This window comes from Streptomyces sp. P13-3-3, from assembly GCF_050571355.1.
GTDB lineage: Bacteria > Actinomycetota > Actinomycetes > Streptomycetales > Streptomycetaceae > Streptomyces > Streptomyces althioticus.
In genome coordinates this window covers 4,239,689-4,257,625 of record NZ_CP192228.1, presented here as the reverse complement: position 1 = coordinate 4,257,625, position 17,937 = coordinate 4,239,689, and the positions used below count along the sequence as shown (strand labels likewise).

General features: G+C 72.8%; 17 protein-coding genes. 5 read left to right on the top strand and 12 right to left on the bottom strand.

Annotation, left to right across the window (positions count from 1 at the left end):
- Window positions 1-58: 58 nt before the first annotated feature.
- From ACQZOG_RS19555 to ACQZOG_RS19530, 6 genes are all read right to left on the bottom strand, one after another.
- On the bottom strand, window positions 59-2,305 hold the full coding sequence (locus ACQZOG_RS19555; RefSeq protein ID WP_058916903.1) for a hypothetical protein: 2,247 nt from the start codon (window positions 2,303-2,305) through the stop codon (window positions 59-61).
- Between the two features lie 194 nt (window positions 2,306-2,499).
- Complete coding sequence (locus ACQZOG_RS19550) at window positions 2,500-2,889, bottom strand: DUF6113 family protein (RefSeq protein WP_033272667.1); 390 nt, start codon at window positions 2,887-2,889, stop codon at window positions 2,500-2,502.
- A gap of 20 nt (window positions 2,890-2,909) precedes the next feature.
- Window positions 2,910-3,776 (bottom strand): N-acetyl-1-D-myo-inositol-2-amino-2-deoxy-alpha-D-glucopyranoside deacetylase, encoded by an 867-nt coding sequence (mshB, locus tag ACQZOG_RS19545; protein ID WP_193456436.1) that lies wholly within the window; start codon window positions 3,774-3,776, stop codon window positions 2,910-2,912.
- Window positions 3,777-3,833: 57 nt separating this feature from the next.
- Window positions 3,834-4,460: a Uma2 family endonuclease gene (locus ACQZOG_RS19540; protein ID WP_430741687.1), complete on the bottom strand. Its 627-nt coding sequence runs from the start codon at window positions 4,458-4,460 to the stop codon at window positions 3,834-3,836.
- Between the two features lie 51 nt (window positions 4,461-4,511).
- Entirely contained in the window at window positions 4,512-5,396 is an 885-nt protein-coding gene (locus ACQZOG_RS19535; protein WP_430741686.1) for a helix-turn-helix domain-containing protein, read from the bottom strand.
- A gap of 238 nt (window positions 5,397-5,634) precedes the next feature.
- Window positions 5,635-6,078, bottom strand: a complete 444-nt coding sequence (locus ACQZOG_RS19530; RefSeq protein WP_380828679.1) for an ATP-binding protein — start codon at window positions 6,076-6,078, stop codon at window positions 5,635-5,637.
- Between the two features lie 185 nt (window positions 6,079-6,263).
- Between ACQZOG_RS19530 and ACQZOG_RS19525 the strand changes: the two genes are divergently transcribed.
- Genes ACQZOG_RS19525 through ACQZOG_RS19510 form a run of 4 tightly spaced genes read left to right on the top strand, consistent with a single transcriptional unit; the run spans window position 6,264 to window position 9,834 of the window.
- Complete coding sequence (locus ACQZOG_RS19525) at window positions 6,264-7,148, top strand: helix-turn-helix domain-containing protein (RefSeq protein ID WP_051747680.1); 885 nt, start codon at window positions 6,264-6,266, stop codon at window positions 7,146-7,148.
- Window positions 7,145-7,339, top strand: coding sequence for a DUF397 domain-containing protein (locus ACQZOG_RS19520; RefSeq protein WP_037641389.1), 195 nt, complete (start codon window positions 7,145-7,147; stop codon window positions 7,337-7,339). The genes ACQZOG_RS19525 and ACQZOG_RS19520 overlap by 4 nt, the downstream gene beginning before the upstream one ends.
- Window positions 7,336-7,923, top strand: coding sequence for a hypothetical protein (locus ACQZOG_RS19515; RefSeq protein ID WP_033272153.1), 588 nt, complete (start codon window positions 7,336-7,338; stop codon window positions 7,921-7,923). The genes ACQZOG_RS19520 and ACQZOG_RS19515 overlap by 4 nt, the downstream gene beginning before the upstream one ends.
- A gap of 42 nt (window positions 7,924-7,965) precedes the next feature.
- Window positions 7,966-9,834, top strand: a complete 1,869-nt coding sequence (locus ACQZOG_RS19510; RefSeq protein WP_430741685.1) for a hypothetical protein — start codon at window positions 7,966-7,968, stop codon at window positions 9,832-9,834.
- Window positions 9,835-9,854: 20 nt separating this feature from the next.
- Here the strand turns inward: ACQZOG_RS19510 and ACQZOG_RS19505 are convergent, their stop codons facing one another.
- Together ACQZOG_RS19505 and ACQZOG_RS19500 are read right to left on the bottom strand one after the other, a co-directional pair.
- On the bottom strand, window positions 9,855-11,294 hold the full coding sequence (locus tag ACQZOG_RS19505) for an amidase (RefSeq protein ID WP_037641385.1): 1,440 nt from the start codon (window positions 11,292-11,294) through the stop codon (window positions 9,855-9,857).
- Window positions 11,295-11,382: 88 nt separating this feature from the next.
- Window positions 11,383-11,577, bottom strand: coding sequence for a hypothetical protein (locus ACQZOG_RS19500; protein WP_006132006.1), 195 nt, complete (start codon window positions 11,575-11,577; stop codon window positions 11,383-11,385).
- A 176-nt stretch (window positions 11,578-11,753) separates the two neighbouring features.
- Here ACQZOG_RS19500 and ACQZOG_RS19495 point away from each other — a divergent pair, with 176 nt between their 5' ends.
- Window positions 11,754-13,892, top strand: coding sequence for a prolyl oligopeptidase family serine peptidase (locus tag ACQZOG_RS19495; RefSeq protein ID WP_351035040.1), 2,139 nt, complete (start codon window positions 11,754-11,756; stop codon window positions 13,890-13,892).
- Between the two features lie 140 nt (window positions 13,893-14,032).
- Here the strand turns inward: ACQZOG_RS19495 and ACQZOG_RS19490 are convergent, their stop codons facing one another.
- Genes ACQZOG_RS19490 through ACQZOG_RS19475 form a run of 4 tightly spaced genes read right to left on the bottom strand, consistent with a single transcriptional unit; the run spans window position 14,033 to window position 17,937 of the window.
- Window positions 14,033-15,067 carry an ABC transporter ATP-binding protein gene (locus ACQZOG_RS19490; protein ID WP_397829151.1) on the bottom strand — a complete coding sequence of 345 codons (1,035 nt, stop codon included), beginning with the start codon at window positions 15,065-15,067 and terminating at the stop codon, window positions 14,033-14,035.
- Entirely contained in the window at window positions 15,060-16,034 is a 975-nt protein-coding gene (locus tag ACQZOG_RS19485) for an ABC transporter ATP-binding protein (protein ID WP_033272157.1), read from the bottom strand. The genes ACQZOG_RS19490 and ACQZOG_RS19485 overlap by 8 nt, the downstream gene beginning before the upstream one ends.
- Before the next feature lie 6 nt (window positions 16,035-16,040).
- A complete protein-coding gene (locus ACQZOG_RS19480) occupies window positions 16,041-17,021 on the bottom strand; it encodes an ABC transporter permease (RefSeq protein ID WP_033272158.1) in 981 nt (326 codons plus the stop codon).
- Complete coding sequence (locus ACQZOG_RS19475; protein WP_033272159.1) at window positions 17,014-17,937, bottom strand: ABC transporter permease; 924 nt, start codon at window positions 17,935-17,937, stop codon at window positions 17,014-17,016. The genes ACQZOG_RS19480 and ACQZOG_RS19475 overlap by 8 nt, the downstream gene beginning before the upstream one ends.

Below are 17,937 nucleotides of genomic sequence, written 5' to 3'. Positions count from 1 at the left end.
CCCGCACGCACGGAAGCGGCGCCGCACGGGACAGTGCGGCGCCGCTTCCGTCGTTGCGTCAGCTCGCGTTCGTCTCGATGACGGCCGTGCGGTCGCCCTTGCTGACCAGCGCCTGGCGCAGGGCGCCGTAGACGTCCTGCGGGGTGACGGGGGTCTTCTCGCCGTTGCCGCGGGTGATGAGCACGCCGTCGAAGGCCTGGCCGTACAGGTTCTCCAGGGCCTTCAGGTCGGGCTTCTCGACGAGCTTGCCGTTGACCGCCTCGACGCGCAGGAACTTCCACAGCGACTTCTCGGGGCTCATCGGCACCGAGTGCGCGGGGTCGGTCTGCACGGTGACCCGGTCGGACATCGCGGGCTCGGCGAACTCCTTCATCATCCGGTCGACCTCGGCCTTGGTGACCTTCGGCTGCCGGCTCGTCGTCGGCACGTTCACCGCGGCGGCGGTGCCGGTCTCCACCTGCGTGCGGTACGCGGCGGCGACCACGTCGGCCGCCTTGGCGACGTCGACGCCCTTGCCCGCCTGCGGGTACACCGGGACGGCCTTGCCGGACTCGAAGGTGATCGAGCCCTCCTTGACCGTGCCGGCGCCTCCCGCGGCGCTCTCCAGGGCGGCCTGGAGCTTCTCGTGGTCGACCGGGATCTCCGGCTCGACGACGCGCGACTGGCCGAACAGCGAGCCGATCACGTTGACCGGGTTGTAGTCGCTGGTGGCGGCCTTGCCGACGGTGGCGTCGACGTCGACCTGGAGACCCGCGTTGTCCGGCTGGAGTTCGAAGGTCTTGCCGTCGACGGACAGCTTGAGCGGCTTGTTCAGCCGTCCGTCGAGCGCGCCGTCGAGCTTCTTCACGGCCTCGTCGCGGGTGCCGCCGCCGATCTCGATGCCGAGCACCGTGGTGCCCTTGGGCACGTCGGAACGGTTCATCAGCAGGCCCGCGCCGTAGGCGACGCCGGCGACGAGGACGACGCCGGTGGCGAGGAGGACCAGCTTGCTGCGGCCCTTCTTCTTCGGCGCCTTGGCCGAGCCCGAAGGGGGCGGGCTGACCGGCTCGGGCAGCTTGGGCGGGGTGTGCGGTCCGGGGGCGTTCTGGCCCGTGCCGGGCGCGTCGAAGGAGGCGCTCGGCGGGATCACCGGGATGCCGCTGGTCACGGTCTGCCCGGAGACGTTGTCGTGGCGCGGGTAGCCGCGGTCGCCGGGCACGGCGGGCTTCTGCGGGGTGAGGATCGCGGTGTCGTCGCTCAGGCCGCCGCCGGGCATCGCGTGCGAGCCGGTGCGCTCCTCCGTGAAGGGCGCGCCACCGCCGGGCGGGGTCATCGGGCCGTCGCCGGTGACCGGGCCGCCGGTGGGCCCGGCGGGCGCCTGCGGGCCGCCGGGACGCCCGGGCCCGGGCACGCCGCCGGCCGGGCGGGCTCCGGGGGCGCCGGGGGCGCCGGGACCCGGCCGGGGGCCGCCCTTGGCGTCGTCGGCGAAGTACGGCAGGTCGTCGCGGCGGGGTTCGCCGCCGCGGTCGGCGCGGTTGCCGCCGGGAGCGCCGGCCAGCGCCTCGGTCACGTCGAAGGAGCCGGTGCCGCCGCCGTGTCCGGGGGCCACGGGTCCGCCGGTCGCGCCGGCCGTTCCGGTGGGTCCGGGCGCCTTCGGGCCGCCGGGCCGGGGTCCGCCGGGCGCGCCCATGGAGCCGACAACGCCGCCGGGACGGCCCGCGCCGGAGCCGTTCGGGGCGGACGGGCCGCCCGGGGCCTTGGGAGCGGCGCCCGGGGCCTTGGGAGCAGTACCCGGGGCCTTGGGAGCCGCGCCCGACGGCGCGCCGGGGGGCGTCCCGGGAGCGGCGCCCGAGGGCGCGCCGGAAGTGCCGGGCGCGGGCGCGCCGTTGGCCGCGCCGCCGGCCTGACCGGGCTTGCCGGCCGGGGACTTGCGCGGCGCGAACCAGTCGCTCGCGGGCTTCTCCTCGGCCGCGGGCCTGTCGGCCGTCTCGGGCCGCGCGGGCGGCTCGACGGGGTCGGCGGCGGGTGCGGCGGGAGCGGGCCCGGCGGCTGCCTCGGTGTCGGCGGCCGCCTTCTTGCCGTCCGCGTCCGTGACGGGCTTGCGGACGACGACCGGCGGAATCGGGCGCGACCCGGGGATGTTGATCCGGATCCGGGTCGTCAGCGTGGTCTCGGTCTTGCGTTCCTCCGGCCGCGCGGCCGGACGGCCCGCGTCCGTGCCCTCGTCCGGAATCGCCGGGATCCCGTAGGGCGGGGTGCCCGACGGGTAGGCGGCTCCGCCGCGCCCGTTGGGCCCGGAGGACGGAGTGTCAGTTTCACGACTCAAGGCAGGTTCTCCCGGTTGGCTCCGCCGCCCGTCACGACCTCACGGTGGGGGTCCTCCCAGCTCGGGCGAGGCCGAGGGTTCGAGGGAGGCTCGGCGGCGCGCACCACCTTACTGGCCATATCCGGCCCGTATCCCAGTACCGCCGGGGAAACCCACACCGGACCATCACGCCCCTGGTACGGCGAAGTGGTACGTCACTTGCGAAGTCGGGCGGGGTCCCCGTCCGGTTGCTTCCCGGGCCCGAAGGTGGCACAGATCACAGCCACGGCGATGCCACCGAGGAGGAAGAGGTAGGAGCCGCTGCCCGCGGCGAACAGGAAGTCGCCTTCCGGACGGCTGACCGTGAGCAGGACGACCATGATCATCCAGCCTGCGGCGACGGCGATCCCGCCGGACCGGCTCCGGGTCAGCCGCGCCGCTCCGAGCACCGTCCCCGCCTCGCCGGCCAGGGCGAGCAGCAGCCCGCCGGGGAACCACGCGGGCTGGACCAGCGCCCCGGCGACGCCGACCAGGGCGCCGAGCACCAGCAGTCCGAGCAGGGCGGCGGCGCGTCCCGCGGACGGGGGGCGCAGGGGCTGCGCCATCAGGGGCGCGCGGTCACCGCTCACGACGGCTCTCCCGTGGTGACGCCGGCGAAGAGGTCGTCCTCACGGCCCGCGGGGCGCTCGCCGCGCACCAGTTCGTAGTACTCGGTGGTGAACAGCGGCTGCGCGAGCTCGTTCGACAGCATGAAGTACCGCTCGTCGGCGACGGTGATCTGGGTGGCGTGGGCGCGCATGGCGGCGGCCTTCGCGCCGGCGTACGCGGTGCCGTCGACGGCGGTGGTGATCCGCTCGTCGTCGACCACGCCGGGGACGTCGCCGACCGAGGCCGACGTGTCGAAGGGGAGGTCGGGCAGGTCGCGCTCCAGCCGGGCGAAGGCTTCCTCGGCCACGGAGCGCGGTACGCGGTTCCAGTAGACCTTGGGCACGTCCCAGCCGCGGGCGGCGGCCAGTTCGACGGCGCGCATGGCGACGCGGTGGGCCTGGATGTGGTCGGGGTGGCCGTAGCCGCCGTTGTCGTCGTAGGTGACCAGCACCTGGGGGCGCACCTCGAGGATCACGTCGGCGAGCAGTCCGGCGGCCTGGTCGACGTCGGCCTGCCAGAAGCAGCCGGGGTCGTCGTTGTCGGGCAGCCCCATCATCCCGGAGTCGCTGTACCGCCCGGCCCCGCCGAGCAGCCGGAAGTCCGTGACGCCGAGCGCGGCCATGGCTTCGCGCAGTTCGCCCAGCCGGTGTCCGCCGAGGGCGGCGCCGCTCAGGTGCCGCAGCTCGGGCGGGATGACCTCGCCGCGCTCACCGAGGGTGCAGGTGACCAGTGTCACGTGGCCGCCCTCGGCCGCGTGACGCGCCATGGTCGCGCCGTTGTTGATCGACTCGTCGTCCGGGTGCGCGTGCACCAGCATCAGACGCCGCTCGGGCAGTTCCGTCATGGGCTCCAGCCTATGTGGCGCGGGGCGCGTCCGGCGGCCCCGTCCGGTGGAGGCGGGTCAACCGCTCGCCGCCGAGGCCTGGCCGCTCTCCTCGTCGCGGTAGCGATGCAGGCCGTCCGTGGGGATGGTCCAGTCGCCGATGGTGACGTCCTCGCCGTAGACGAAGTCCTTGCGAGTGGCGTAGCGGGGACCGTGCGGGGTCGGGTGGATGTCCGTGAAGACGGCGCCGGTGGCGGTGCGGGGGTCGAAGACCGCGTAGACGGGGACTCCGAGCAGGGGATAGTCACGCGTCTTGCCGACCCAGTCGTTGTCGGGGTTGGGCCGGGAGACGATCTCGACCGCGGCCACCAGGGTGCGGGGATCGACGGCGCCGTCCCCTTCCATGTCCCCCTCGGCGATCACCATCACGTCGGGGCGGCGCATGATCCCCTCGGGTTCGCCCTCCACATCGGGTTCGCCCGTGTGCGCGACGATCTCCTCCGGCATGACCTTCTCCAGCCGCTTCCGGAGACGCAGCACGGTCAACTCGTGCTGCTTCACGGGCGCCACCATGTCGTGGACGATCCCCTGCTTGGTGATCTCGAACTTCCCGGGCAGCGTGTCGTCCATCGACTGCACGAAGTCGCGCATGGCCCGGTACACGTGGGAGGCGTTCTGCCGAGCGTCGCCGGGTGCGGTGGTCATGGCGCTCGCTCCTCGTGGTCTGTCCCCGGGGCAAGAGTCGTCACGTTCATGCTAGGCGGCCTCCTGGAGGTCGGTTCGGCAGTCGCGGCAGTGGGTGGTGGGGGCGGGGGCGCGGAAGGCGCGGTCGCAGCCGTCGCAGGTGCGGAGCGGGTGGCGGACGGGCGGCGGCGGGGCGGTGGCCTGGGCCCGGAACGGAGCGGGCGGCGGGAGCTGGGCGGCGAGGCGGTGGGCCAGCAGGGCCGCCGGACGCCGCAGACCCTCGGGCGGGAGGTCGGCCGTCAGGGCGCGGCGTACGGCCGCGGGGGTCACGTCACGTTCGAGCCAGGCCGCGACACCGGGCGCCAGGTGGGCGGTGTCGTCGGCCGAGAGGAGCAGGCGGGAGTCGTGACGGCGCAGGTCGGCCAAGAGGTCGGTGGCGGCCTGGAGGAGTCCGGGGCCGGAGTACGCGGGGCGCGGCACGGCCGGGAGGGCCTTGCGTGTCCGGACAGGCTTCTCGCGCGGTGCGGACGGCGTGCTCTCCCGGCACGGCTGCTCCGCCCGCTGCCGGACGGCGGCCGGCTGGTTGCAGGAGATCGTGCGGGTGACGATGCGGCCGGAGGGCGTACGGACGCGCTCCCGCCGCAGATAGCCGTGGGACTCCAACTCCCGCAGCGCGGCGGCGATACGGGTGGCCCCCTCGGGGAAGCGTGCGGCGAGGGTCTTGATGTCGGCCGGGGCGCCCTTCGGCAGGGACTGGATGTGGGTGCCGAGACCGATCGCGAGGAGCGAGAGCTCCGGGTGCTGGGCCAGGTGGTTGCCGATCACCACGAAGCGGGTGGCGTGGCGGGTGTTGTCGTGCTCGAGCCCGCCGGTGGTGCGGTGGGCCCGGTTCGGGTGCTTGTTGCCCGCAAGGCGGGTCGGCGTGCGCAGGGGCACGCTAGGGTTCTGGATACCCACGGGAAGCCCTTATCTTCCTCGGTGGTCAGGCCCTCGCCCTGGGATTGCCGTCCCGGCGGGGGCCGTCTCATGTCTGCGGTTGTGGTGGGGCGTTGTGCGTTGCCCTGCGCTGAGCGTGGGGCCTGGGCGGCGAGGAAATCCAGCCGGTTCGACACGGTTCACCCGCCCGAGTGAGCGAGATCGCGGGCGGGAGGGGTGGGGCTTGGTGGGGTGCTTTTCCCCCGAGTTCTTTGGTCTTCTAGCCGCCGACGTCACCGAAGCGCGAGGTTCCGCGTTCCGGTGACGTCGTGAGGTCGATCTCCGCCCACACCGTCTTACGGGGGTGGCGCCCCTCGGCGACTCCCCAGCGATCGGCGAGCGCGTCCACCAGGAACAGCCCGCGGCCCGACTCCTCGATGCCGTCGGGCTCGCGCAGGACGGGCCGGCGGTCACCACGCGTGTCGGTGACCTCGATGCGGAGCGTGGTGCCGACGACGTACAGCGTCAGCCGGAAGCTGCGGCCGGGCACGCGCCCGTGCGTGGCGGCGTTGGCGGCCAGTTCGGCGACGACCTGGCCGGCCGTCTCGTACGGGACCTCCCAGCTCCGCAGCGCGTCCACCGCGAGGAGCCGCGCGAGGCGGGCACCCCGCGCGGTCGACGACAACAGCATGCTGACGTGCCGCACTTGGCCATCGGGACGCATGGTCCCCGCGAGGGCGATTTTCTGGTTCACGTGACTCAGCGTGGCCGAACGGCCGTACCGTGATGAGTGATCGCGGCGCTGCGTAGAGTGACCGTCCACTGCTTGTCCGGGGGTGTCCGGACTGTCGGCCGGTCCTGGCACGCGGGGCTCGCGATCACGGAACGGCACCACGGAGGGGCACGCGCATGTCGGTGAACGGTGAGGCGGTACGGGTCGGACCCGGTACGGGCCGGGCGGACGAGCCGGGCTGGGAGGTGGACCCGGACGACGACTGGGCGCTGGCCGTGGTGGCCACCGTGGGACGGCAGTTGAAGCTCCGGCGGGAGGCCGCGGGCATGCGCGTGCCCGAGTTCGCGGTGGCGGTCGGGTACGGCGAGGACCTCGTCTACAAGATCGAGAGCGGCAAGCGGATCCCCCGCCCCGAGTACCTGGACACGGCGGACGAGGTCCTGGGGGCGGGCGGTCTCGTCGCGGCGATGAAGGAGGACGTGAGGAAGGTCCGATACCCGAAGAAGGTGCGGGATCTCGCGCAGATGGAGGCGCGGGCGGTGGAGGTTCAGCTCTACGATCCCGTGAACCTTCACGGGCTTCTGCAGACGCCTGAGTACGCCCGAGCCCTGTTCCGCATGCGGCGACCGCGCTACGCGGAGGAGGAGATCGAGCGCGGAGTGGCGGCACGCGTGGCCCGCAAGGCGGTCTTCGACCGTGAGGCGGCACCGGAGTTGAGCTTCGTCCAGGACGAGTGGACGCTCCGACGGCGCCTCGGCGGCCTGGACGTTGTCCGCGCGCAGCTGGAGCACCTGCTGACTGTCGCCCAGTTGCCCAACGTCGAGATCCAGGTGATGCCGATGGACCGCGAGGAGCACGCCGGGGCGGACGGCGGGATCGAAGTGCTGAAGTTCGACGACGGGACGGCGTGCGGGCGCTCCCCGGCAGTGGCCGGTGGTCGCCCGGTCACCGACCCACGGCAGCTCCGTATCCTGGAACTGCGCTACGGCATCATCCGGGCGCAGGCGCTCACTCCACTCGAGTCGACCGCCTTCATCGAGCGGCTGTTGGGGGAGACATGATCCGCGAACTGACGTGGTTCAAGAGCAGCTACAGCAGCGGGGCGGAGACCGACTCCTGCGTCGAGATCGCCACGGACCCCACCACCGTCCACGTCCGCGACTCCAAGAACACCGAAGGCCCCCGCCTCACCTTCGCCCCGGCCGCCTGGGCCGGATTTCTCACCTCCGTGGGGCACGACGGTCCGGCGTGAGGTCGCTGCGGCGCAGGACCGGTGAGGCGTTCGGGCTTCTGCTCCTGTTCACCATCGTGGGGTTCTCCCGTGTCTGGCCGCCGAAGTGGAAGCTGAGGCGGATCGCCGCCTCCGCCGAGGTGCGGGCCGAGCGGGAGGCGGCCGCCGAGGGATTGCTCGCCCGCGTGCGGGAGATCGAAGCGGGTGTGCCGTGGCTGCGGCCGCTCGATGTCGTCATCCGCGACGAGTGCGTGGACGTCCGTGGCCACCACATCAGCCTCTTCGGTGCGGGCCCGTCCAAGAAGTCGATGACGTGCCGGATGTCCGCGTTCATCGTCTTCTCCCCGGACGGGGATCCCGAGGACGCAGTGGCGGAGATCCACCGCACGTTCCCGCCGCCGGACGGGCTCTCCCCCGTCGGGATCAGCGAGTCGCTGCACGGGGACACCGACGAGCGGAAGGTCACCGTCGAGGTTGCGCACGACGCCCTGTGGGCTCGGCTCACCCGGCGTCACGGCGAGAAGTCCCTCGGGCAACTCCGGCAGGAGAACGGCGCCCTGTGCGTATGGGCCCTGCACGGGCAGCCGTACTTCACGGTCGTCTGAGGCGAACACGGACAGACCCCCAGGTCCGGCCATAATGCGCGGGTGTCCAGACAACCCGTGCCGTTGCCGGCCGAGCACATACCGCCCGGGACGCCCGCGTGGCGGACCGCCGACGCCCTCCGCTGGCTCGGTGCCGTACCCGCGCGTTGGGCCCACCCGCTGTTCGCCTTCCTCGCGTTGGCCGTCTCCGTCGCGTGGGAGGTGGCGGCCGCTCCCGTGCCCGCCTGTACGTCGGCCGAGCCGTGCGGGAGCGACTGGCCGGGGCTCGCGGTGGCCGTCGTTCTCGTGCTGTCGCTGTACTGGGTGTGGCGGCAGCCCCGGCTCGCGATCGGCGGGCTCGCGGTCACCGTGGTGGCGCTCGCCGTCGAGGAGGGCGTCACCGCCTTCGCCCGGCCGTCCGCTCTCGCGTACCTGACCGCCGCCGGGTTCGCCGTGGCCGGGCTCGTGCACCGGCTGACCGTCGCCGGGCGGCAGCGGGCGCTGGCGCTGGAGGCGGCCGGGGCTGCCGCGCAGCCGTTGCCCGACGCCGCGCGGACGTTCCGCCGGGGACGGATGTCCCTCGTGCCGGCCGCCGTCTTCCTTGTCGTCGCCGGGTTCGGTGTCCACCGGGCCCTCGGGGTCGCCGACGCGTACGACAAACGCGCCGCCACCGCCTCCCACCTCTCCGGTGAAGTCACCGCCGTGGACGCGGATGACGGCCTCCTCACCGTGACCGCCGAGGGGCGGACCTACCGCATCGAGACGGCTTTCCCGGAGGACTTCCCCGCCGACACCCGCGTCGATCTCGTCGTGGACGGCGACGGAGCCGTGCTGGTCGCCGAGCCGTACGACGCGTTCGGGTGGGAAGTCCTGGTGCTGGCCGGCTCGGTGACCGGGCTCGCGTTCCTGGTGAACGGCGTGGCCGGGCGGCTCGGCGCGCGGCGGCTGCGGCGCGGGCCCCTGCCGGTGCTGCGCGTGCTGGTGCGCGAGGGCGAGGAGGACGGCCGTACCTGGGTGTTCGCGGCCGACGACACCGAGGGCCGCCGGCCCGTGCTGTGGTTCCACTCCCTGTACGCCGACGCCGAGGGCGGTGAGGAGGACGAGGACGACCTCGAAACGGCCGACGACGACGGCGACTTCGGCCTGGACAAGGTCGCTCAGGTGCTGCGCGCCGACGCGCCCGCCCCGCCCCTGCGGGAGGCCGTCCTCTACGGCGCCCCCTGCACCGGCGCGGAGGTCGCCTTCGTCGCACGCGACGACGAGGACGACCCGGAGGTCGCGGTCGAGTGCAGCGTCACCTCGGTGAGGCCGGCCGTCCCCCTGTGGAACACGGGCGAACCGTCGGCGCGCGGGCGGAAGCACCCCCGGCGGCCGGTCGAGGAGGTCGCCGCCGGTCTGACGCCCTCGGCGGAGCCTCGGGTGTGGCGGGCGCACGGCTTCTCACGGGCGGTCGGCCTGGGGCTGCTGGTGGTGCAGGGCGGGGGTGTGTGGGCCGCGCTGGAGGACGGGCCGTCCTGGCACTGGCTGCTGCTCGCCGTGACGCTGCCGTGGCTGGTGACGTCCGTGGCGACGGCGACCACCTGGCGGATCACCGCCGACCGGGACGGGCTGTGGGTGACGACGGCCTGGCGCGTCCGGCGCGTCCCCTGGGAAGCCGTCCTCTCCGTGTCGCTCCGGGACGACGGCATCCTCATCGGCCGCGCCGACGACGACGCCGTGCGTGTGTCCCCCACCGGCTGGGCATGGCTGGAGCGCCGCCTGGGCCGCGAGCCCGGCGCGCAACGCGTCGTCGACGAGCTCCGCGCCCTCCTCCTGCGCCCGGACCTCCGCCCGGCGGGCGAGGCCGCGTCCGACCGCCAGGGCATGCCCGTGGGGCCGCCGCTGGTCGCCCTGACGGTCCTCTGGGGCGCGGCGGTGATGCTCCTCCTGTGACGAGGACGCCGCCGAGATCCTCAGGCGTCCTTGATGCTCGGGAAGGCCCGGTCCGCCTCCAGTTCGAAGGCCAGCTCCAGCAGCGTGCGTTCGGCGCCGGGGCGGCCGGAGAACATCACGCCGACCGGCAGGCCGTCCGGCGTCGTGGACGCGGCCGGGAGGGAGATCGACGGCGTGCCCACGACGTTGTTGACCGGCGTGAACGCCACGTAGGCCAGGATGCGTTCGATCAGCGTGGCGTACGGGACGGACGGGTTGAGGTGGCCCAGCGGCGGGGTGGTGTGGGCCAGCACCGGGGACAGGATGACGTCCTGACCCCGGAACGCCGCCGCGTACGCCTCCCGGGTCCGCCGCAGCCGCCGCACCACCCCGGGCGTACGGCGCCAGTTGGCGACGTAGGTGGCGCGCAGGCCGCGGCTCAGGCCGTCCATGCGGTGGCGGTCGAACTCCGCGCCCATGGTGCGTCCCGTGGCGCCGATGAGGAACGACAGCAGGCCCCAGTAGGTGAGGAAGTCCTCGGTGAAGCGCGGGTCGATGGCCAACTCGACCGGGGTCACCGTGTGGCCCAGTCCCTCCAGGCGCCGGGCGGTGTCGGTGACGGCCGCGCGGGTGGCGTCGTCGGTGCGGGCGCCGTTCGGGGAGTCGACGAGGAGCCCGATCCGCAGCCGGCGGTCCGCGGGGCCCTCGACCAGCCCGAGAGAGGGCAGCTTCGGGTTGCGGTGGTGCAGCTCCGCCGCCGCGAGGAACGCCGCGCTGTCCCGCACCGTGCGGCTCACGACACCGTCCACCACGATGTCGATGGGCAGTTGGCGGCCCTGCGCGTTCGGCACGGTCCGGCCGCGGGTCGGCTTGAGGCCGACGAGGCCGCAGGCGGCGGCCGGGATGCGGATGGAGCCCCCGCCGTCGTTGGCGTGCGCGACCGGCACGGCGCCCGCGGCGACCAGGGCCGCGCTGCCACCGGACGAACCGCCCGCCGAATGCGCGGTGTTCCAGGGGTTGCGGACCGGCGGGCCCTCCTCGAACTCCGTGGAGGGGCTGAAGCCGAACTCGGGCAGCCGCGTCTTGCCCAGCACCGTGACGCCCGTGCTCAGCAACTGGCGGGTGAACGCGGCGTGCCGCCGGGCCGGGCGCGGCACGAACGCGGCGCTACCGTGGCCCGTGGGCAGCCCCGCGAAGTCGGTGTTGTCCTTCACGAAGGTCGGCACCCCGGCGAACGCGCCGCCGTCCGCGTCGTGGTGGGCCGGGACGTCGAGGTGCACCTGCACGGCGTCGAGCCGGGCGTCGGCGTCCCGGACGCGGGCCGCCGCGTCCCGTGCGACCTCGGCGGCGCTCACCTCGCCCCGGCGGATCGCCGCGGCGAGGCCCACCGCGTCCAGGTCGCCCAGGGCGTCGTCACGGAAGACGTGGACCGTGGTCCGCGCCTGCTCGCGTCCCTGGCTCTGTTCCTCGGATGTCGTCACCGTCGGCTCCGCCCTGCGCGCGTGGATGCTGGTCCGCCCATCATTGCTTACCGACGGGTAACACGCGAGAGGCCGGCGACGGCCGCGCTCAGAAGTTGAGGCTGCCGATCATCCCCGCGATGTTGGAGGTGACTTCGTTGATCGTGGGCGCGATCGTCGACGAGGCCAGGTAGAAGCCGAGCAGCATGCACACGATCGCGTGCCCTGCCTTCAGTCCCGACTTCTTGATCAGCAGGAAGACGATGATCGCCAGCAGCACCACCGCCGAAATCGAGAGTGCCACGGCGGCTCACCTCCAAGGATCCCAGGGCGCGGGGGGTCAGGAATATGGGGGCAGTACGTCCACACAGCAGGCAGCAGGTTCATACCCACTATGCGCTAACGATCATAACTATCCGTACGTGCGCATCGATCGGCGCACGGCCGCACAAGGGGGCGCATGGCCAATATGGTCAAGGCATGACGACCGAGACGGACTCCTTCCCCCGGCGGCACGCCCGCACCCTCCGCTTCACGCTCGGCGCGCCCCGTTCCTTCAGCGTGGCGCCCGACGGCTCACGAGTCGTGTTCCTCCGCTCGGGTTCCGGCACGGACCGGGCCAACGCCCTGTGGGTGCTCGACACGGACGGGGGCGGGGAGCGCGTGGCCGCCGACCCGCGCGCCCTCCTCGGCGGCGCGTCCGAGCAGCTCTCCGCCGAGGAGCGCGCGCGGCGCGAACGCAGCCGTGAGGGAGGCGCCGGCATCGTCGGCTACGCCACCGACGCGGCGGTGGAGTTGGCGGCTTTCGCCTTGTCAGGGCGGCTTTACACGGCCGAGCTGCGGGCCGGCACGGCGCGTGAACTGCCCACGCCGGGACCGGTGATCGACCCCCGTCCGTCGCCCGACGGACGTCATGTCGCGTACGTCGCGCGGGGCGCCCTGCGGGTCGTCTCGGCGGAGGGGGCGGCCGACCGCGCGCTCACCACCCCCGAGGCGGAGGACGTGACCTACGGTCTGGCCGAGTTCGTCGCGGCCGAGGAGATGAGCCGTTCGCGGGGCTTCTGGTGGTCCCCCGAGTCGGACCGGCTGCTGGTGGCACGGGTGGACGACACGCCCGTGCGGCAGTGGTGGATCTCCGACCCGGCCCACCCCGACCGTGCACCGCACAGCGTCCGCTACCCGGCGGCCGGCACCCCGAACGCGGACGTACGGCTGTTCGTCGTGGACCTCGAAGGCACACGCACGGAGGTCTCCTGGGACCGCAAGCGCTACCCCTATCTGGCGCGAGTGCACTGGTCAGCGGCGGGTGCCCCGCTGCTGCTCGTACAGGCGCGCGACCAGCGGGCGCAGCTCATCCTGGCCGTCGACCCCGACACCGGGGCGACCCGGATGGTGCACGCCGACGAAGATCCGGAATGGCTGGAACTTTTCCCCGGTGTGCCCTGCTGGAGCCCCTCGGGGCAGCTGGTCCGGATCGCCGACGAGGGGGGCGCCCGACGCCTCGCCGTCGGTGAACGTCCGCTCACCGGACCGCAGTTGCACATCCGTGCGGTGCTCGACGTCTCGGACGACGACGTGCTGGTCTCGGCGTCGGCAGGGGCGGAGGCGGCCGCTCCGGAAATTGGCGAGGTCCATGTCTACCGGGTGAACGAACTGGGCGTGGAGCGCGTCTCGGAGGAGCCCGGCGTGCACACCGCGGTGCGCTCCGGAGGGGTCACGGTGCTCGTCTCGGCGACCCTGGATCGGCCAGGTTCCCGGGTCCGGGTGCTCCGTGACGGGAAACAGACGGCGACTGTCCCGAGTCACGCCGAAGACCCCGGTATGTCCCCTCGCGTGACGCTGACACAGGGGGGCGCACGCCGCATCCCGTGCGCCGTGCTTATGCCTCGGGACTACGCCGGGGACACCCCCCTGCCGGTGCTCATGGACCCCTACGGCGGCCCGCACGGCCAGCGGGTCGCGGCCGCCCACAACCCGTACCTGACCTCCCAGTGGTTCGCCGACCAGGGGTTCGCGGTGGTCGTCGCCGACGGGCGCGGCACCCCGGGACACTCCCCCGCCTGGGAGAAGTCCGTCAAGGACGACATCGCGGCCGTCGTCCTCCAGGACCAGGTCGACGCGCTCCAGGCGCTCGCCGGGGACTTCCCGCTGGACCTGGACCGGGTCGCGATCCGCGGCTGGTCCTTCGGCGGCTACCTGGCCGCCCTCGCCGCCCTGCGCCGCCCCGACGTGTTCCACGCGGCCGTGGTCGGCGCCCCGGTCACCGACCTGCGCCTGTACGACACCCACTACCAGGAGCGCTACCTCGGGCACCCGGACGAGCAGCCGGAGGTCTACCGCCGCAACTCGCTGATCGACGACGCCGGTCTGGTGGACGCGGCCGACCGGCACCGGCCCATGATGATCATCCACGGCCTCGCCGACGACAACGTGGTGGTCGCCCACTCCCTGCGGCTGTCCTCCGCACTGCTCGCGGCCGGCCGCCCCCACGAGGTGCTGCCGCTGTCCGGCGTCACGCACATGACCCCGCAGGAGGAGGTCGCGGAGAACCTGCTCCGCCTCCAGCTCGGCTTCCTCAGGCGCGCCCTGTCCCTCCCGGACACACCCGCCACGCGTTAACACCGGGGCAACTCGACGGAAGCGGTACCGATATACGGACACGGCAGGCTGGTCAGCGTACGGCCGTGCGGGTGCCGTGAAACGGGCCGGGGTGCGCCATGTCACCCCGGCCCGTCACCCGTTCCCCGGCCGAGGCGCCCTCACTTCGGCCCGTCCTCCGCCGGCACCACGTGCTTCTCCTCCGCGAAGTGGCACGCCGAGGCGTGCGCCGCGGGTCCCCCCTCCAGCCACTCCGGCACCGCCAGCAGCGGCACCTCCACCGCGCAGCGCTCCCGCGCCTTCCAGCAGCGGGTGCGGAACCGGCAGCCCGAGGGGATGTTCGTCGGCGACGGCACGTCCCCGGTGAGCACGATCCGCTCCCGGTGCTCCCGCGCCCGCGGGTCGGGGACCGGCACCGCCGACAGCAGCGCCTGCGTGTAGGGGTGCGTGGGGTGGTCGTAGATCTCGGAGTCCGTGCCGGTCTCCACGATCCGGCCGAGGTACATCACCCCGACCCGGTCGGAGATGTGCCGCACGATCGACAGGTCGTGCGCGATGAAGACGTAGGACAGGTCGAACTCGTCCTGCAGCCGGTCCATCAGGTTGATGACCTGCGCCTGCACCGACACGTCCAGCGCGGACACCGGCTCGTCGGCGACGATCACCTCGGGGCGCAGCGCGAGGCCCCGCGCGATGCCGATGCGCTGGCGCTGGCCACCGGAGAACTGGTGCGGATAGCGGTTGATGTACTCCGGGTTCAGACCCACCACGTCCAGCAGGTCCTGCACCCGCCGCCGCCGGTCCCCCTTCGGCGCCACCTCGGGGTGGATGTCGTACGGCTCACCGATGATGTCGCCGACCGTCATGCGCGGGTTGAGCGAGGTGTACGGGTCCTGGAAGACCATCTGGATGTTGCGGCGCACCGCCTTGAGCGCCTTGCCGGACAGCCGGGTGATGTCCTCGCCCTTGTAGCGGATCGAACCGGCCGTCGGCCGCTCCAGGTTGACCAGCATCTTCGCGACCGTCGACTTGCCGCAGCCGGACTCCCCCACGATGCCCAGCGTCTCGCCCGCGTCCAGGTGGAAGTCCACACCGTCGACCGCCTTCACGGCCCCGACGTGCTTGCGGAAGACGATGCCCCGGGTCAGCGGGTAGTGCTTGACCAGGCCGCTGACCTCCAGGATCGGCTCAGCCATCCAGGCACTCCCTCCAGAAGTGGCAGGCGCTCCCGCGCGTGCCGGAGACCTCGTACAGCGGCGGGTCGTCGGTCGTGCACACGTCCCGGGCCAGCGGGCAGCGCGGGTGGAACGGGCAGCCCGGCGGGATGCGGGTGAGGTTGGGCGGCAGGCCCTTGATGGCGTACAGCTCCCGCCCCTTGTGGTCCAGGCGCGGGATGGAGTCCAGCAGGCCCCGGGTGTACGGGTGCGCGGGGGCCTTGTAGATGTCGTGCACCGGCGCCGACTCCACGATCCGGCCCGCGTACATCACGGCGATGCGGTCGGCGACGTCGGCGACCACGCCCAGGTCGTGGGTGATGAGGATGAGCCCCATCCGGTACTCCCGCTGGAGCTCCGCGAGCAGCTCCATCACCTGGGCCTGGACGGTGACGTCGAGGGCGGTGGTCGGCTCGTCGGCGATGATCAGCGCCGGCTCCAGGGCGATCGCCATCGCGATCATGATGCGCTGGCGCATGCCGCCGGAGAACTGGTGCGGGTACTGCCGCACCCGCTCCCGCGCGGCCGGGATGCGCACCCGGTCCATCAGCTCGACCGCCTTGGCCCGCGCGTCCTTGCGGGACATGCCCCGGTGCACGGTGAACATCTCGGCGAGCTGGTCGCCGACGGTGAGCACCGGGTTCAGCGCGGACAGCGCGTCCTGGAAGATCATCGCCATTTCGGCGCCCCGGACCCTGCGGCGCTCCTCCTCCTTGAGCTTCAGCAGGTCCCGGCCCTGGAAGACGACCTCGCCGCCGGTGATCCGGCCGGGCGGGACGTCGAGGATGCCCATGATCGCCTGGGCCGTCACGGACTTGCCGGAGCCGGACTCGCCCAGCACGGCCAGGGTCTCCCCCTCGTCCACACCGTAGCTGACCCCGTTGACGGCCTTCGCCACGCCGTCCCGGGTCCGGAACTCCACGTGCAGGTCGCGCACTTCCAGCAGCACCGCGGCTCACCTCAGCTTCGGGTCGAGGGCGTCGCGCACCGCGTCGCCGAGCATGATGAACGCCAGGACCGTGATCGCCAGGGCCCCGGAGGGCCACAGCAGCGCGTGCGGGGCGTTGCGGATGTACGGCGAGGCGGAGGAGATGTCGATGCCCCAGGAGACGCTGGGCGGCTTCAGCCCGACCCCGAGGTACGACAGGGTCGCCTCCAGGGCGATGTACGTGCCCAGCGCGATGGTCGCGACGACGATGACCGGGGCGACCGCGTTGGGCGCGATGTGCCGCAGCAGCAGCCGGGAGTTGGAGGCGCCGAGCGCCCGCGCGGCCTGCACGTAGTCGTTGTGCTTGGCGGTGATCACGGCTCCGCGGGCGATGCGGGAGATCTGTGGCCAGCCGAGCAGCACGATGAAGCCGATGACGGGCCAGACGGTGTTGCTGGTGATGACGGACAGCAGCACCAGACCGCCGAGCACGACCGGGATGGCGAAGAAGACGTCGGTGATCCGGGACAGGACCGAGTCGGAGAGCCCGCCGAAGAACCCGGCGAGCGCGCCCAGCACGCTGCCGAGGACGGCGACCCCGAGGGTGGCGAGCACGCCGACCGCGACGGAGGTGCGGGCCCCGTACACGGTCCGGGTGTAGACGTCGCAGCCCTGCCCGTCGAAACCGAAGGGATGACCGGGCTGGGAACCCTCCTGCGCCTTGGACAGGTCGCACTTCAGGGGGGAGCCGGAGGTGATCGCCGACGGCCACAGGGAGATGAAGACCAGGAACAGGATGACCAGCGCGGAGACGATGAACACCGGGTTGCGGCGCAGGTCCCGCCAGGCGTCCGACCACAGCGAGCGCGGCCGGTCCTCGGGCCCTGCGCCGTCCGGGCCGGCCGGTGTCTTCTCCAGCGTCTCGGCCTCGTCGACGCCCAGATCCATGGCGCCGCCCATGCTGGTGCCGGCGATGGCGGCCTCGGGTTCCTCGTGACGGTCAGACATAGCGGATCCTCGGGTCGAGTACGGCGTACAGGAGGTCGACGACGAGGTTGGCGACGAGGAAGACCAGCACCAGCACGGTGACGAAGCCGACCACCGTCTGCGTGTTCTGCCGGAGGATGCCCTGGTAGAGCTGGTAGCCGACGCCGTGGATGTTGAAGATCCGCTCGGTGACGATCGCGCCGCCCATCAGGAAGCCGATGTCGGCGCCGATGAAGGTGACCACGGGGATCAGGGAGTTGCGCAGCAGGTGCCGGACGACGACCCGGCGCCGGGGCAGGCCCTTGGCGATCGCGGTGCGGACGTAGTCGGAACGGCGGTTCTCCGCGATGGAGGTGCGGGTCAGCCGGGTGACGTAGGCGAGGGAGACCGACGCCAGCACCAGGCCGGGCAGGATCAGCTCGTCGAAGGGCGCCTCGGAGGACACCGAGGGCCGGATCCAGCCCCACTTCACCCCGAGCAGCAGCTGCAGCAGCAGACCGGTGACGAAGGTGGGCACGGAGATCACCACGAGGGTCAGCAGCAGCACCCCGGTGTCCACCGGCCGGCCCCGGCGCAGTCCGGTGACCACGCCGAGGGCGACGCCGATGACGATCTCGAAGAGGATCGCGATCAGCGTGAGCCGGATCGTGACGGGGAACGCCGTCGCCATCAGCTCGGTGACCTCCTGGCCGTTGAAGGCCGTACCGAAGTCGCCGGTGAAGAGGTTCCCCATGTACGTCAGGTATTGCTGCCAGACCGGCTTGTCGAGGCCGAACTCCTGCTCGAGGCGGGCGGCCGTCGCCGGGTCGCACTCCCGCTCCCCGCACAGGCCCGCGATGGGGTCGCCCATCACGTTGACCATGAGGAAGATCAGCAGCGTGGCCCCGATGAAGACCGGGATCATCTGGAGCAGTCGCCGGACGACGTAGCGTCCCAT

Excerpts from the sequence above, each read along its gene's own strand:
- ACQZOG_RS19550 (WP_033272667.1), bottom strand. The coding sequence starts at position 2,889 with ATGGCGCAGCCCCTGCGCCCCCCGTCCGCGGGACGCGCCGCCGCCCTG.
- mshB (WP_193456436.1), bottom strand. The coding sequence starts at position 3,776 with ATGACGGAACTGCCCGAGCGGCGTCTGATGCTGGTGCACGCGCACCCG.
- ACQZOG_RS19540 (WP_430741687.1), bottom strand. The coding sequence starts at position 4,460 with ATGACCACCGCACCCGGCGACGCTCGGCAGAACGCCTCCCACGTGTAC.
- ACQZOG_RS19530 (WP_380828679.1), bottom strand. The coding sequence starts at position 6,078 with ATGCGTCCCGATGGCCAAGTGCGGCACGTCAGCATGCTGTTGTCGTCG.
- ACQZOG_RS19525 (WP_051747680.1), top strand. The coding sequence starts at position 6,264 with ATGTCGGTGAACGGTGAGGCGGTACGGGTCGGACCCGGTACGGGCCGG.
- ACQZOG_RS19520 (WP_037641389.1), top strand. The coding sequence starts at position 7,145 with ATGATCCGCGAACTGACGTGGTTCAAGAGCAGCTACAGCAGCGGGGCG.
- ACQZOG_RS19495 (WP_351035040.1), top strand. The coding sequence starts at position 11,754 with ATGACGACCGAGACGGACTCCTTCCCCCGGCGGCACGCCCGCACCCTC.
- ACQZOG_RS19490 (WP_397829151.1), bottom strand. The coding sequence starts at position 15,067 with ATGGCTGAGCCGATCCTGGAGGTCAGCGGCCTGGTCAAGCACTACCCG.
- ACQZOG_RS19480 (WP_033272158.1), bottom strand. The coding sequence starts at position 17,021 with ATGTCTGACCGTCACGAGGAACCCGAGGCCGCCATCGCCGGCACCAGC.
- ACQZOG_RS19475 (WP_033272159.1), bottom strand. The coding sequence starts at position 17,937 with ATGGGACGCTACGTCGTCCGGCGACTGCTCCAGATGATCCCGGTCTTC.